The sequence below is a fragment of the Haloarcula sp. R1-2 genome (assembly GCF_011627385.1).
Taxonomy (GTDB): domain Archaea; phylum Halobacteriota; class Halobacteria; order Halobacteriales; family Haloarculaceae; genus Haloarcula; species Haloarcula marismortui.
The window spans coordinates 241,158-255,790 of the sequence record NZ_JAANTG010000001.1 but is presented as its reverse complement, the minus strand read 5'-3'; the positions used below and the strand labels follow the sequence as shown (position 1 = coordinate 255,790).

The 14,633-nt window shown below is 63.3% G+C and carries 10 protein-coding genes; 2 read left to right on the top strand and 8 right to left on the bottom strand.

What is annotated here, in order from left to right:
* Positions 1-168 precede the first annotated feature (168 nt).
* Positions 169-921: an MBL fold metallo-hydrolase gene (locus G9C82_RS01190; RefSeq protein ID WP_121303116.1), complete on the top strand. Its 753-nt coding sequence runs from the start codon at positions 169-171 to the stop codon at positions 919-921.
* On the opposite strand, the gene G9C82_RS01185 is transcribed toward G9C82_RS01190, so the two are convergent.
* From G9C82_RS01185 to G9C82_RS01150, 8 genes are all read right to left on the bottom strand, one after another.
* Positions 918-2,075, bottom strand: coding sequence for an ATP-binding protein (locus G9C82_RS01185; RefSeq protein WP_121303117.1), 1,158 nt, complete (start codon positions 2,073-2,075; stop codon positions 918-920). The two genes, G9C82_RS01190 and G9C82_RS01185, sit on opposite strands and share 4 nt — an antisense overlap.
* A gap of 118 nt (positions 2,076-2,193) precedes the next feature.
* Entirely contained in the window at positions 2,194-3,261 is a 1,068-nt protein-coding gene (locus G9C82_RS01180; protein ID WP_007190325.1) for an mRNA surveillance protein pelota, read from the bottom strand.
* A gap of 85 nt (positions 3,262-3,346) precedes the next feature.
* Positions 3,347-4,048 carry a DUF4013 domain-containing protein gene (locus tag G9C82_RS01175; RefSeq protein WP_007190324.1) on the bottom strand — a complete coding sequence of 234 codons (702 nt, stop codon included), beginning with the start codon at positions 4,046-4,048 and terminating at the stop codon, positions 3,347-3,349.
* 156 nt (positions 4,049-4,204) lie between these two features.
* Entirely contained in the window at positions 4,205-5,236 is a 1,032-nt protein-coding gene (locus G9C82_RS01170; RefSeq protein WP_127013156.1) for an AIR synthase family protein, read from the bottom strand.
* A 45-nt stretch (positions 5,237-5,281) separates the two neighbouring features.
* The gene (rqcH, locus tag G9C82_RS01165; RefSeq protein WP_011223348.1) at positions 5,282-7,435 is read right to left on the bottom strand and encodes a ribosome rescue protein RqcH; all 2,154 of its coding nucleotides are present in this window, start codon (positions 7,433-7,435) and stop codon (positions 5,282-5,284) included.
* Positions 7,436-7,471: 36 nt separating this feature from the next.
* Entirely contained in the window at positions 7,472-8,506 is a 1,035-nt protein-coding gene (locus G9C82_RS01160; RefSeq protein WP_127013155.1) for an NAD(P)/FAD-dependent oxidoreductase, read from the bottom strand.
* 267 nt (positions 8,507-8,773) lie between these two features.
* Positions 8,774-12,265, bottom strand: coding sequence for a CARDB domain-containing protein (locus G9C82_RS01155; RefSeq protein ID WP_164734748.1), 3,492 nt, complete (start codon positions 12,263-12,265; stop codon positions 8,774-8,776).
* A gap of 379 nt (positions 12,266-12,644) precedes the next feature.
* The gene (locus G9C82_RS01150; protein WP_127013153.1) at positions 12,645-14,300 is read right to left on the bottom strand and encodes a tRNA uridine(34) 5-carboxymethylaminomethyl modification radical SAM/GNAT enzyme Elp3; all 1,656 of its coding nucleotides are present in this window, start codon (positions 14,298-14,300) and stop codon (positions 12,645-12,647) included.
* Between the two features lie 107 nt (positions 14,301-14,407).
* Between G9C82_RS01150 and G9C82_RS20830 the strand changes: the two genes are divergently transcribed.
* Positions 14,408-14,542: a hypothetical protein gene (locus tag G9C82_RS20830; RefSeq protein WP_277601693.1), complete on the top strand. Its 135-nt coding sequence runs from the start codon at positions 14,408-14,410 to the stop codon at positions 14,540-14,542.
* Positions 14,543-14,633 lie beyond the last annotated feature (91 nt).

The window sequence follows — 14,633 nt, the reverse complement described above, 5'->3', positions numbered from 1 at the left end:
CCCAAGCATGAACTGCGCCGTCGACGGGTGACCTTCCCACACGGCCGCCCTGACCCCGTCCCCGCCGACGGCCACCGCCCTCACTCCGCTGACGCTCCCTGGTGGTTCCCCTGGCAACGTGTTCCCCCAGACACCAACCCTTTGTCCGTTCGCTCGCTGTCGTCCGGTATGCGTCTCACGTTTCTCGGCACCGGCAGCGCCATGCCCACCGGCTCTCGAATGCAGTCCGGCTATCTGCTGGAGCGCGACGGGAACCGGCTGCTCGTCGACTGTGGTAGCGGCGTGTTGCACTCGCTGGCACAGACCGACACGGGGTACGAAGGCGTCGACACTGTCTTGCTGACTCACCACCATCTGGACCACGTTTCCGACCTCGACGTGCTGATGAAGGCCCGCTGGCTGGCCGGTGAGACGGACCTCACGATAGCTGGCCCGCCGGGGACGAGCGATCTGGTTCGGGACCTGCTCGAAACACACGACTACATGCAGGACCGACTGGACCTGACACTCAGGGACCTCGATGGCGGCCCCTTCGAACTGGCTGGGTTCAGTGGCGACACCTGCGAGACGCGCCACTCGATGCAGTGTTTTGCCTACCGGCTTTCCGTCGGTGACGGGCCGGCAATAACGCTCGGTGCTGACTCCGAGGCGTTCACGGACCTCATCGAGTTCGCCGACGGGTCGGCCGTGCTCGTTCACGACTGCTCGTTCCCGGACGACGTGGACGTGTCGAACCACCCGACGCCGACAACACTCGGAGCGACGCTCCGCGATGCCGACGCCGAGGTCGGGCGCGTGTATCTCACCCACCTGTATCCACACACGGAGGGACGACACGAGGAGATGCTTGAGTCGATAGCGGACAGCTACGATGGCGACGTGCAGTTTGCCGAGGACAGCCTGACGATAACAGTTAGCTAGATGCGTTCGAGCGTGACGCGGAACTCGGCCCCGCCAGCGTCGCTTTCGCCCACGCTGACGCTGCCGCCGTAGGATTCAGTCAGCGCCCGAACGAACCCGAGGCCGAAGCCGGTCCCCGAACTCTCCTGGCCCTTCACACCCATCTGGAAAATATCCTCGCGCAAGTCCGGCGAGACACCGTCCCCGTCGTCGGCGAAACAGACCGTAACTTCGTCGGGGCTGACTTCCGCCGGATACACTCGCATGTGGACATCGCCCTCGTTGTGGACCGCCGCGTTGGACATGATGTTCGTGAACACCGAGTCGAGCAGGTCACCGCCGTACACCTGATACTCGAAGTCTGACTGCGCAAAATCGACAGTCAGTGACCCGTAGTTGTCTCTGACATCACGCACCGTGTCCCCGAGGACCGATTCGAGGTCCTGTGGCTCCGGGTTGTCCTGAGCTTCCAGCGTCGAGACGAGGTCGCCGACGCGCTGGATGAGGTCGGCGGCGCTCTCAGCCGCGCGCTGGATCTTGCCGGCGTACTCCTCGGTCTGGCCGTCGACCTGTCCAGCGACGACATCGGCGAACCCGGCAATGACCTGCAGGTCGTTACCCAGGTCGTGGCGGAGCAGCCGGTCGTACATCTCAATCATCTCCTTTCGCCGTTCCAGATCCCGATGAGCCCGCTCTAGCCGTTCACGAGAGCGGATATTGGAGATGGCCGTCGCGGCGTGGGTGGCAAGAATTTCCATCGGTCTGACGTATTCGTCTCCGAACTCCTCGACGGTCTGTGACCGAGTGACCAACACCGCAGTCACCTCATCGCCCATCCGGGACGGGACAGCCAGCGCACCCGTCACATCCGAGTCGGCCGTGACAGCGGCATCAGCGCCCTGTTCGACCAGCGTTTCGCCGGCCTCCTGCGCCCGTCGAGCCAAGTCACTCGGTGGCTCGCCCTGCACGAGATTCGGGTTCGTACTGTGGACGACGCGGAGCTCGTCGTCGCGAACCTCGACGAACGTAGAGTACGAGAACTCGAACAGCAGCGACATCGCTTCGAGCGTGAGCGAGACGACTTCATCGACGGACTCGCAGCGGTTGAGTGCCTGGCCGTATTTGTTCAGGTCGGCGACCTGTCTGGCAAAGTCCTGTTGTTCTTCGAACGACATATCACCCACTCCTCGCAGACATTGGAACTACGTACCAATGGAGAGCGGGGCAAAAAACGGTTTCGGGGGACTCACCGGCGGAATGAAAGACGGTAGACACGTATCGTGGGTAGCGGCCTCAATCGAGGCGGTAACGCAGTAGCGCCGCGACACCGCCCAGATTCGAGAGTTGCTGTCCGGGCGCAAACTCCGCGGAGAAGACGGTTACGTCGCCGCCTTTCTGTTCTGTCGTTTCGATGATCTGGTCGACATCGATATCCCAGTCGCCCTCGCCGGCCCGCTCCAGCCGGAGTCGTTCGTCCAGCACGAGCAGCGTCTCGATAGCGCCGTAGTCGGCCGCCTTGGCGACTTCTTCCGGTCCGTAGGCCACCTCCGAGCCTGAGCCGATGCGCGCCATCAGTTCGTCGATGTAGTCCGCCTCCTCGGCGATGCGGGTCTGCTGCTGGACGTCCTCGACAGCGCCGCGTTTGAGTACTTCGTGGACACCGCGGTCACCGACAGCGGACGTGTCGACGACAGTAATCTGTTCGGCGATATCGGGAATCTCGTCCTGAAAGTGGTCCAGCGCGTCCTGTTTGGTGAAGCCGGGACCCGCAAGGATGTAGGCGTCCACGTCCTGCCGTTTGAGGACTGACGCCAGCTCGTCGAACAGTTCCTTCCGTGGACGGGCGTACTCCCCCTTCCCGGTCGTCGAGGTGATCGTCGCTCGCTCCTCGGTGCCGTACTGGGCGACAGTGTGGACGTGAGCCTCTCCTTCCTCTACGGTCGCAATCGCCACGTCGGGGTTCTCCGTCGCCTCGACGGCCTCTTCCAGACGGTCGGCCTGATCGGGCTTGAGGTGCTTCTCGACGGTGAGTTCGGTGTGTTCCTCGACGTTGAGCGTGTGGTGAAAGCCCAGCTGGTCCTCGCGGGAGCAATCGACAATTTCGCCGCCGACACGGAGGCGGTTGGCGAACTTCGCGAACTCCACGTCGGTGACCTCGATCTGAATCCACATCGGCTCGCGCTCGCCGCCTTTGTCCCGGAGGTTGTCATCGTTGCGCTGGATGCGCCGCGTCGTGTCGCCAGAGACGAGGTCCCCCGGCTCGATGACATACGAGAGGTGCCAGAGGTCGTCAAGCGTCTCGGGGACCACCTCGATGCGTTCTGCCCCTTCCGCGGTGGTCTCCTGACTCTGTATTTGCATACTGAAGCGTCCGCTTCAGGGACACAAGTGTTCTGCCATTCGGTTCGCCGGAACGGTGAGACACCGAATCGGCGTACTGTGCCGATCAGGCAACCGAGCCTGTCGCGGGCGTCTCATCGCCTGCGTCAGTGGCGGGCATATCCCGCACGGCCGTTCCGATGGCGTAGGTCCCCGCCACGTTCGCGTAGAACGTCACGAAGGGGGCCAGCACCGCGCCGATGACGACAGCGTTCAGGACGCCGATGAGGACGCCGGCGATCAGGCTGATACCGAACGCGACCAGCCAGCCAGTGGCGTAGGTCCGGCTGAACGCGAGCCGGCGAAGTTCGTCCGGTGCGAACGCCGCCGCGATGCTGTCCGTGCGAACGTACGCGACGATTGCGGCCGGGAGCACGTATGCGATGGCGAGCGAAAGTACGGTCACCGCGAGCGTCGCGACGAGGGCAATGAGGCCGACAGCCAGTCCGCTTCCGGCCCCGTTGCCGCCCAGACCTAGCGTCGCACCGCTTGCGAACACCGCCGCAAGGGCGATGGCCGCCGGGACGAGTGAGTAGGCGAATCCGATAGCGAACACCTTCAGGCCGTCCATACCCAGGTCGCCCCAGTCGTCGAACACCGGCGGTTCGGCCTCATCGTCCAGCACCGCTCGGAGTGTCCGGGCGATATAGCCGAGGACGAAGAACACCGGCACGACGAGGAAACTCAGGAACAGCAACACGCCCCCGATGGCGATGGTTTTCACTGCGCTGTCGCTGTCCCGCGGATACGATAGTGCTTCTTGGAACATGGTGGTACTCCGTGACATTGGCCTGGCTGGCGTGGTCGCTGCCACGTCAGTCTCGACAAGGTGCCACATCAATTTATAATACAACGTACAGGTATATATAGCAGTACGTGCGCCGTGCTGGCAGTTGTAGCCGGCAGTCGGGCAATTCTCAGCGTCTCACTGCTGGTCAGGGGTGCCGTCGGCGGCCGCCTGTAAGCTGGCGAACGCCTCCCACGAGGGGTCCGCTCCGGGATGTGACTGTCGGGTGCCGTCGACGTACAGCCCCTCACCGTCGGTCACTTCGCCGACGACGGCGGCCGGCGTCCCGCGGTCGCGGAGCGCACCGACAACATCGTCGGCATCTGCGGGGTCGACGGCGGCCAGGAGCGTCCCGCAACTGCTGACGTGCCAGGGGTCGATGTCGAGCGCGTCACAGAGCGCGCCGACGCCGTCAGCAAGCGGCATCGCATCGCTGTCCACGTCGAATCGGACGCCCGCACCGTCGGCCATCTCGATGAGCGCACCAGTGATGCCGCCCTCGGTGGCGTCGTGCATCGCCATCACGTTTCCAGCGTTCGTCGCAGCCATGGCGTCCTCGACGAGTGCGGTGTCGGCCAGACGTTCCTGTGCAGTGGCGGTTCGGTCGGGCGACAGCCCGATCTGCGTCGGGAAGAGGGTCGCGAACAGGCCCGTGACTTCCGCACCGGGACCGGTCCCGACGACCAGTTTGTCGCCCGGCCGCGCGCCGTCCGGGCGGACGATGTCTTCGTGGGGCCCGACGCCAAGCACCGTTGCGCCACCGACCCATGAATAGTCGACGCCCGAATACCGGGCGGTGTGGCCGGTGACGACGCTCACGCCGACTTCTTCGGCCCGTTCGGCGAAGCCGTGCCACATCGCCGCCAGTTCGTCGTCTGTCATCTCGGGCGGGAGCGTGAACGTCACTGAGAGATGCGACGGCGGGATGCCGGAAACGGCAACGTCGGCAAGTACCACATCGAGTGCAAACCGACCAGCCCGTTCGAACCCCAGATCGGGGAGCACCGACAGCGGGTCGGTGGCTGTGACGAGAGCGTCACCGCCCACGTCGATGACGCCGAAGTCAATGCCGTGCGTCGGCCCCAGCGTCACGTCTTCTCGGTCCGCGCCCAGTTCCGGGTAGATGACGTTATCGAACAGGTCGCGGTCGATTTTCCCGAGGTCGCTCATCCGGTCAGTCACCTCCAGCGCGGTGTTCTCTCTGCCCCCGCATCGTCAATCCTCAGTCATCCGACTGCCGCCGGGCGGCAGGAACTCCTGTATCTGGTCCGGGCTGGCGACCTTGCGGACGAACGTCTCGTCGGCGAACCGCTCCTTGAACTCGCGGTAGAGGCGCTTGGCGATATCGTTCTGGGCGTACTGGCCCGGTTCAACGGTGATGCTCGTCGCGGCCTGTCCCTCGATAGCCGCCGGCGGGCCACCGATGACCCGCGTCTCATCGTCGCAGGTGATACCGACGGCGACGCCGGCCGGCGTGCCCTCGAAGTACGTCCGGTCGCCGCGGACGGCGAAGCCGCCCTTCTCCAGATACTCGCCGCTTTCCGGCGTTTTCGACACCTGGTCGGGGTCGACCATGTACACGTCGCCGGCGAACTTCCCGTCTTTCCAGACCGAGGAGTACGAGACCGCGAACTGGGCGGCCTGGTCCAGTGACGACTGCGGGAACTCAACCTCCTTGGACGGCTCACTGGGACCGGTGGCCTTGAGCACCGTGACCGGGCCGCCATGAGCCTGCGCGTGGAAGAACTTGTCACCGCCCTCCAGATACTTCTGGACGAGTTCTTCGTTGTCGTCGGCGTCGCGGCCGCCGATGACGAGGAAGCCGTCCGAGGTGTGGAACCAGCGGAACTGCTCGTACCAGCGCTCGGTCGACCGGGTCGGAATGGACTGCATCGAGAGCCAGTCCGTCGGTTCGTCCTCGGCCTCGTCGTTATCGGCTTCGTCCTCGCCGTCGTCGGCCTCCCACTCCTCGCGCCGCTCTTTGACCGCTTCGAGGTCCTCGCGGGTGTTCTCGATGGCAGCGAGCGCGCCCTCCTTCTTCTCCTCGATGCGTTTGGCCTCCTTGTACAGTTCGTCGGCGTTCTTCTCGACGCCGGTGAAGGCGTCCACTGTGACCCGCGTCCCGTCGATGTCGAGGGTCACCGTCCCCTCGCTCCCGTCAAGCGAGACAACTGCTTCGGCGGCCGCGATGCCGCGGTCGGCCCCCTCGTCAAACTTCGCCTCGATGTCGTCCCAGGACACGTCGTCCTGGCGGGCGGCCTGCACCGTCGAGAGCACGTCGTCGACGAGGTCGTAGTTGGCGTACAGCAGCTCGGCCTTCTCCCGTTCGACCTCGGCATCGGCCTCGAAGTCCTCGATAGCCTGCTCCTGTTGCTGGATGATGCGCTGCTGTTTCTCTATCTCGGCCTCGAAGTCCGGGCGCTGTGTCTCGCCGCCCTCGACTTCCTCCTCCCGCTGGAAATTGAAGAAGTAGTCGTCCAGCGCGGGGTTGAACTCCGTGAAAGATTCGCTGTAGAGTTCTTCGTACTCCGCCAGCGGAATCGGCGTCACGTCGATGCGCCGGCGGTCCGGGTCATCACCGGATTCCCCGTTGCCTGCACCGTCACCGTCGTCGAGCGTTTCGTAGTACACCCGCGGGTCGACATCTCCCTCACGCAGGCGCGTCCCCATCTCGTCGATGAGTTCGTACAGCCGCTCGAAATCGGACTCATCGAGGTCGTCGACGGCGACGTTGTAGTCGATGCCGGCGCGGGTACACAGTTCCTCGCCGTAGAGGCCGCCGAAGTTCAGTTGCGTCGCCAGCGTCCGCACGAGGTCAGCGTCGGATTCCTTGATGCGAGCGACAAACCCGTCGTAATCGACAGTCATCGGGTTGAACCGCGCCGACGGGAATTCGTAGGGCGTCCCAGGTGCGACGGTTCGGGATTTGAGCCTGACCGTTTCAAGACAGTCGATGACCTCGCCGTATTCGTCCAGCACGGCGACGTTCCCGTCGCCGAACAGCTCCGCGACGATAGTCGTCGACGCGTCCTCGCGGTCGAACTCCAGTTCGATGATGCGGTCGAACTCGAACTGCTCGACGCGGACGAGGTCAGCGCCCGACAGCCGGTTCCGGAGCATCATCGCGAAGTCCGGCGGCCGACCCGGCGCGTCGGGGACGTGGCTCTGGTCGGCAACGTGGGCGCGCTTGACATCACCGACTTCGATGAGGAACTCGACGCGGCCGCGGTCGAAGTCCCGGAGCTTCAGTCTGACGAGGTCGTCCTCGGGGTAGAGGTACGCCTTGTCGAGCTTCGCGCCCTCGTAGCCGGCGAGTTCGCCCTCAAGAGCGGCGAGGTCGACGCTCGTCAGTTCCCGCTTGTGGTCCATGTCGGTGGCTGTCGGCGGGCACCCAAAGGCGTTCCGTTACCTGCTGTCGGCGATTGCCTCGCCCGTCTCCAGTCCGTTCCGTAACGCCGCGTGGAGTCGCCCCTCGCCGGCCACCCAGTCGCCAGCGAAGTGCAGGTCGTGCTCGGCCGCACACGGCAGCAGGTCGTGGTCGACTTCGCCCTCGGGCTGGGAGTACCGCCAGTGCTGGTGGTCGGTCCAGTCGGGGTCGGCCAGCCGGTCGTCGTCCAGCAATCGGGCCGTCCGCGACGCGATGTCGTCGATGAGCGTGTCGGGGTGTTCGTCGTAGTTCGCAATCGACCACGGTTCGTTCATCTGGACCAGCAGCAGGGACTCGCCGTCGGGGACGTGGCCGTCCTTGCACTCTTCCCGGCCGACCCAGCCGATATCGTGCTCTTTGTCGCTGTTGACCGCGGCGTACCACGGCACGTCGAGTTCGAAGGGATAGTGCAACACGCCGGAGATAACCGTTCGATAGGGCACCGAAGCGATCTCTTGCCGAAGGTCCCGACAGTCGTCGTGGTCCCACCGCGACTGCCCCAGCAGGTCAGCCGTCTGGGGAGCCGGCGGTGTTAGCAACGCGGCGTCGAAGTGTCCAAGGTCCGCCCCCTCATCGTCCTCAAGCCGCCAGCCGTCGCGCTGTCGCTCCAGACGCTCAACCCGCACGCCGTTCTCTACGTCGGCGTCTGCCTCGTTGAACAGCCGCTTTGCGACCTGTGTAATGCCTGCCTCGTACGTCCATTTGTGTTCGTCAGCATCTCGACCGGTGCCGATGTCGCCGGTCCTGTCGAACGCGTACACCGGTTCCTCGATATCGACGAGTCCCTCAGTCGGGAGGGTCTCTGTGACCAGTTCCGTCACGCGGCCGTCGTCGGCCTTGAGATAGTTCGCCCCGTACTCGTACGTACAGTCGCCGTGCCGCCGGGTCGCAGCGCGCCCGCAGACGCCGCGGCTCTTCTCGAACACTGTTACGTCGACGTCCGCGTCGCGGAGCGCGTACGCTGCTGCCGCACCGGCACCACCGGCACCAACGACTGCGAGATTACGAGCCATACTTGCCCGTCGGACGGTACGAGTAAAAATCCACCACACAACCAGTTCGGACCGCCAGCCAGCGGTCCGATTCAGCGGCTCCGCTTGCGTCGAAGGCCCCAACACGTCCAGCCGATGACAGTGAGTATCGTGACACCGACGCCCACCTGTGGGAGCGAGAAGCCGGACCCTGTGCTGCAGTCGTTGCCCAGCCAGCACCGTCAGTGACCGAAACAGATGGGTTTTCGACTGTGAGCGAGCCCCGAAAGTCTGCCGCCTGTATGCGCTCTACACCCGACGATAGACGCGAGCAAGACCGGCGACCAGCGCCAGCACGAGTGCGGCTAGCTGGACAGTGAATCCCGGGCCGGACGCTGCGGCCGTTTCCGCGGCTGGCTCTGCGCCACCACCGCTTTCACCAGTCTCGTCAGTCGCGGACCCGCCTGTGCTCTGGGCGGTATCCGAGCCAACACGCAGGTCACCCGCACTGACGCCGTTGACCGCGACTGCGCCGTCGACAGCCTCGAACTCTATTGTCACAGTCGTTTGTTCGCCGGCGTTAAGCCGGACGGTCCGGGAAGCAACCGGGTCGCCGTCAACAGTGACCGTCAGCGTCTGTTCGGCGGTTTCGTCGGTCGGGTTCTCGACTGTCGCTCGCGCCGACGTGTTGAAACCGGCCCGGACCCAGTCAGCCATCAGCGACGCATCAGCAACGGTGAGTTCTGCGGGCGTCGACGTCGACATATTCGTATCCGAAGAGTCGGCTGTCATCGGAGTGGACGCATTAGCGGCCGGGGAAACGACAGCGATGGTTGATAGATTGGACGCCGTCACCCGAATGGACTTGTTCGTCGCGTTAACAGTACTGGGTAGCTGCCTCCAGGACCCGTTGTGGTACTGGAACACTCTGACGGCGTCCATCGACCCATTGGCCGGAAGCGCCGATTCGTTGAGCCGCAGGGTGTACGTCGCCCGGCTGATGGCAGACGCATTTGCGCCGGAAGTGACGGTCACGTATCCGCGCACACCGTCTTCCTGAACCGCGGCCATGTCGTTCGGCGTAGCGTGTGGGCCGAGCAGTGTCGCGTTGAACCCATCACTTTCGTTGGTTACGTTGAGCGAGAGTGCAGAGAGGGTAAAGGCCGGCGCGGTCTCGGACGGCCCGGAGCGATTCAGCGACTGGGAGACCGTCGAGTTCGCAGCGTCGGCGGTCACCTGAACAGTGACGCCGTTATCGATTTGCGACAGCGAGATAGCAGGAGCCTCTGCACCGCCGCCGTTGTCGGTCTCGTCGGACTCGTCATTGAAATTGAATCCGCCGCCACCACCGCCTCCGCCGCCACCGCCGCCTCCGCCGCCACCGCCGCCTCCACCACCGTCGTCACTATTGCTTTCAGCTTCCACAGCGAGCGTTTCGGTGGTGGCGCTACCAATAGCGAGCGACCGGTTGCTCTCATTGTCAAAGGAGATACTGAAAGAGACAGTTGCCGTCTCACCGCCGGCAATCGGACCGATGGTTTTGGACTTAAGCGTCTGATTGCTCTCTGTGAGCGCCGCGGTGTAGTTTCCACTCTCTGTACCGACATTTGCGACAGTCGCTGTCACATCTACTGACTCGCCGGTTTCGACGGACTGATTGCTCAGTTTTACGTCGCGAACCTCGAACGTCGCGGGTTGGGTCACTGAAATGTTTCCGCCGGAGTCACTGTTGACCGCCACGTCGTACTCACCGCCACTCTCGAAGACGTAGACGAACGTGACGTTGGTCTGCTGACCGCCCGAAAGCGAGACGTTCGTCGTGTCCACGATGTCGTCGTTGGCCTGCAGTCGAACCGGGGAGGTCCCCGTCTCGTCACCGTTGTTAACGACCGTGGCAGTCACCTCGACGGGCTCGCCTGTTCGAGCGCTCGTCCGGTTCAGTTCGACAGCAGCCGTGTCGAACGCCGCCGGCTCCTTGACCGTGACCGTGCCAGCCCGCTCACCATTGATATCGACTACGTAGTTCCCACTGCTGTTGAAGACGTGTTCGTGCGTGATTTCTCTCGCCTCACCGCCATCCAAGGTCACTTCTCGGCTCTCCACAACGGAACTCGCCACTGAGAAGTTCCCCGTGACGTTCCCCGCCTGTCCACCGGTGTTCGTTACGGTCGCGCTAAGTTCGACAGCGCCTCCCTGAGTCACAGACTCACTACTGACCGCCGCGTTGCTGATCTCGAACGTTGCTGGCTGCTCGACTGTGACCGTCTGGGTCTTGCTACCGACCGTGAACTGGTACGTCCCGGACTCCTCGAACGTGTGCACATACGTATCTGTCCCAGATTCACCCGGTGCAAGGTCGAAGGAAACGGCGTCGGGGACTTCGTTCTCTGTTTCGACCCAGAACTCCCGACCTGCGGTCACGGTGCCATCGTTTCTGGCCGTCACCGTCAGCTTTGCCGCGTCGCCTTTGGTGACCGTTGTTCTGTTCCACCTCGCGTCGGTGACCTGAATGTCGGGCTGACCGACAGTCAGGATCCCGGCGGAGACACCCCCGACTGTGACCTCGTGGTCAGCCTCGTCGACAGCACCTTCGGGTCGATAGAGGAGCGTCTCGTTGACTGTCTCTCCGGCCGGGACCGTTACCGACTCCTGGCCAACCTGTGTGCCGCCAACTTCGATAGGCAGCGTAATCGTTCCGGTCTGTCCGCCAGTGTTCTCCACCGTCACCCACAGCTCCGGCTCGCGGGTCCCGATGCCACCCGTGTCCGTGTCAGTATTGACCTGGGTGTCGATGAGCCCGGCGTCCTGAATCTGGAGCGAGCCCTCGTCCGCAACGTCGACGGTCCCGACCGATTCGCCGTTTATCGTCAGGTCGTAAGTACCCTCGCTGTCGAAGCTCGGTGAGAACTCCAGCGTCTCCGTATCGCCGTTCTCGATTTCGACGGTCCGGGTGGCGATTTCGGAGCCGTCAGTCTGCAGAACGACGTCCTCTGTCGCCGACCCGTCCCCGCCTCTGGGGTTTTGCATCCGGACCGTCAGGTCGACGGGCTCGCCGGTGACCGTCGAGTCGTCGCTTAGCTGCGAGTAATCGACGGTGAACTGCCTGGATTCCTCGATGGTGATGGTCGGGTTCGAGCCGGAACCGTCCCGCAGTTCGTACGCCCCGGCAGGCAGCTCGTCGATGGTCCCGGTGTCCAGCGTCCACGAGGTCGTCTCCGTGTCGCCGCCACCGACCTCGACATCGAGTTCGTTGACCATCTGAGACTCTCCGGTGTCCGTGTTCTTCAGCGTCGGTGTGACGGTCAGCGCGCCGGTTTTCCCGCCAGTGTTTTCCAGCGTGTGAGTTACTTCAATGTGTTCACCTCGCGTGACCGTAGTTCGGTTAACAGCCGTCTCAGTGACCGTGATATTCGGCGGTTCGACGACGGTCACCGTCCCGGCTGAGACACCGCCGACGGCGAGGTCGTGCTCGCCGGTGTCGTCGAGCGCGACAGGAACGGTCTTGTTCGTCTGCTGGCCGCTGTCGAGTGCAACGTCGACTTGCTCGACTTGCTCGCCGTCAACCGTGACGGCTACTTGTTTCGTGCTGTCGCGGTCTCCGGTGTTTGTAGCCGTGAACTCTACCTGAAACTCCATGTCGGGAACGACCGAGAACGGCGCGTCGTGCGTTCCGGAGCTGTTGGTCTTTGTCGTCGAGGCGTCGGTCACCTTGATAGTCCCTGTCTCGTGATTAGACGCAGCCGCAACGCCCGGCCCAAACATCGGGGCCGTCGACACCGCAACCACAGCCAGTAGCGTCATCGCTGATAGCCACAGGCCCGTAATCTTACCCATGGGTTGGCCGATGACAGTATGGTAATTAGTTAGCGGGAACGAATCGCCAAGTAAGGTCCTATTATCGCGCCTACCGTCCGCTGCTGCCGGTTCTAGTCTAATAAGGAATGCAGCCAGACATTACAGGTAATGGCCTAGTCACACCACTCCGGCAGTACAGCTGTCACGTCAGTATACATATAGTACCTCAAATGACGTCTGTCCTTTCAATCGTCGCCCAGCACCCGTGGCGCGGTGGCGGCACCGCACGCTGAGCGGACACACAACATCGCAGTTCTGTAGCTATGGGCCACTCACAAGCCGTACGGTTACACAGTAGCGATGGGAAAGTCAGGTCGGAACGCTATCAGAGGCGCTTGCTCACGTACGGGCCGTCCTGCTTGTACCCCAGTTTCTCCCGGTAGTACTGCCGGACACCGATGCCGGAAATGACGGCCAGTTTCGGGAAGCCGGCGTCCCGGGCCAGTGCCTCCGCTTTCTCCAGCAGTTTCTTTCCGTAGCCTTTGTGCTGGTGGTCCTCATCGTCACCTTCCTGCCCGACGCCGACGGCGTTGCCGTAGACGTGGAGTTCGCGGACGATTGCGGCATCCTGTAGCTCTCGGCGCACCGGGTCGTTGGGGAACCGAAGCCGACAGAAGCCGACGAGGACATCGTTCTCGAAGTCCTCGAAGGAGATGAAGTGTTCCGTGCCGCCACAGGCCTCGTAGGTCATCACGTCGAGTTCGATGTTCTCGGCGACGTCATCGCTGTGTCCGGCCTCCCGACAGCGGATACAGTCACACGTCCAGTCGTGTTCTTCCATCCGCTTCCAGGCGAGTTGCCGAAGGTTCGACTTCCAGACCCCGCCTTCGATGAAGTCAGCCGGGATGTCCCGCTGGACGCGCTGAAGTCGGGTGTAGCGGGGAATCATCTCCTTGATTTCGGCGACTAACTCAGCGGCCTCGTCGTTGTCCAGCGGGTCGAACTCGTCTTTGCGCCACCAGTCGTATGTGACGGTTCCCTCGACAATCAGTGTCGGATAGATTTTGAGGTAGTCGGGCCGCCAGTCGGTCTGGTCGAAGATGCGCCGGAAGTCCTCCAGACACATCTCCTTGGACATCCCGGGCTGGCCCGGCATCATGTGGAAGCCAACTTTGAACCCTGAGTCGCGCAGGCGGCGGTTGGCGTCGATGGAGGCCTGGACGCCGTGACCGCGGTGCATCTCGCGGTTGATGCGCTCGAAGGTGGTCTGGACGCCCACCTCAACTTTCGTGGCGCCAAGGTCGAGCATCCGGTCGATCTGCTCGGGGTCACACCAGTCGGGCTTCGTCTCAAACGTCGTGGCGACGTTGCGGACATCGGCGGTCTCGTTCTCAGCGATAACGTCCTCCAGATAGCGGAACTCGTAGTCGTCTTCGGCGAAGCTCACGTCCTCTGCGGGCGTCGGCTCTCCGTCCACATCGAAGTCATTCATCGCTTCGAGGGCTCGCTTGACGAACCACTCCTGATAGTCGTGGCTCCGGGCTGTCATCGTCCCGCCCATCACGATGAGTTCGGCCTTATCCACGGGATGGCCGATTTCCCGAAGTTGGTTGAGCCGGAGTGTGACCTGCCCGTACGGGTCGTAGTCGTTCTGTTCGCCGCGTGCGGCCGCGGGTTCGTGACCGGTGTAGGACTGGGCGGAGGAGAACTCCGAGTCGGGGCCGCCGGGACAGTACAGGCACTTCCCATGGGGGCACCGCTCTGGCGAGGTCATGATAGCGATGGGGGACACACCCGAGGCGGTCCGAACCGGCTTGCGCTGGAGAACCTCCTCCAGCACCTCGCGGTGCTCCTGTGGCGCGTAATCGAGCAGTTCGGAGTTTTTCGGCACTTTCGGCGCGGAGTACTCGCGGCAGACATCGATCTTGGCTGATTCGACGTCGTCGCGCTCGACCTCACCTGCGAGAATCCGGTCGACCAGCTCCGCACACACCTGCTGGAAGGTCTCTGTCTCGTCTGGGTCCGGCGTCTCCGTGCTCATCGGCGTTGTGCGAAATCGGCGTCTCGGCCGAATAAGCGTGTCGCTCGGGTATCGTCAGCGACGGGGGTAGCCGTGGGGTTCATTGTGCTGTCGCAGCAAACAAGAGTATGAGCAGTGAAACGGGTGACACCGGGAGCCTCGACCGGCCGACCTTCCGCGGCTGCGTGTTCTGTTACAGCGCGGAGTGGGCGTACTACGGTGCGAAGAAGGCAGCCAAGTCTGTCTCAGGGGCTAATAAGTAGCACGGCCGGAGTCGCGGTTGGTAGATAGTGCGCAACTGGAAACAGCACATAGACTGTCAGATCGTGACTGCAGGTACCTGGCCTCGGTATG

Coding starts and splice junctions, on each gene's coding strand:
- G9C82_RS01185 (WP_121303117.1), bottom strand. CDS start 2,075: ATGTCGTTCGAAGAACAACAGGACTTTGCCAGACAGGTCGCCGACCTG.
- G9C82_RS01160 (WP_127013155.1), bottom strand. CDS start 8,506: ATGGCTCGTAATCTCGCAGTCGTTGGTGCCGGTGGTGCCGGTGCGGCA.
- G9C82_RS01190 (WP_121303116.1), top strand. CDS start 169: ATGCGTCTCACGTTTCTCGGCACCGGCAGCGCCATGCCCACCGGCTCT.
- G9C82_RS01155 (WP_164734748.1), bottom strand. CDS start 12,265: ATGACGCTACTGGCTGTGGTTGCGGTGTCGACGGCCCCGATGTTTGGG.
- G9C82_RS01175 (WP_007190324.1), bottom strand. CDS start 4,048: ATGTTCCAAGAAGCACTATCGTATCCGCGGGACAGCGACAGCGCAGTG.
- G9C82_RS01180 (WP_007190325.1), bottom strand. CDS start 3,261: ATGCAAATACAGAGTCAGGAGACCACCGCGGAAGGGGCAGAACGCATC.
- G9C82_RS01150 (WP_127013153.1), bottom strand. CDS start 14,300: ATGAGCACGGAGACGCCGGACCCAGACGAGACAGAGACCTTCCAGCAG.
- G9C82_RS20830 (WP_277601693.1), top strand. CDS start 14,408: ATGAGCAGTGAAACGGGTGACACCGGGAGCCTCGACCGGCCGACCTTC.
- G9C82_RS01170 (WP_127013156.1), bottom strand. CDS start 5,236: ATGAGCGACCTCGGGAAAATCGACCGCGACCTGTTCGATAACGTCATC.
- rqcH (WP_011223348.1), bottom strand. CDS start 7,435: ATGGACCACAAGCGGGAACTGACGAGCGTCGACCTCGCCGCTCTTGAG.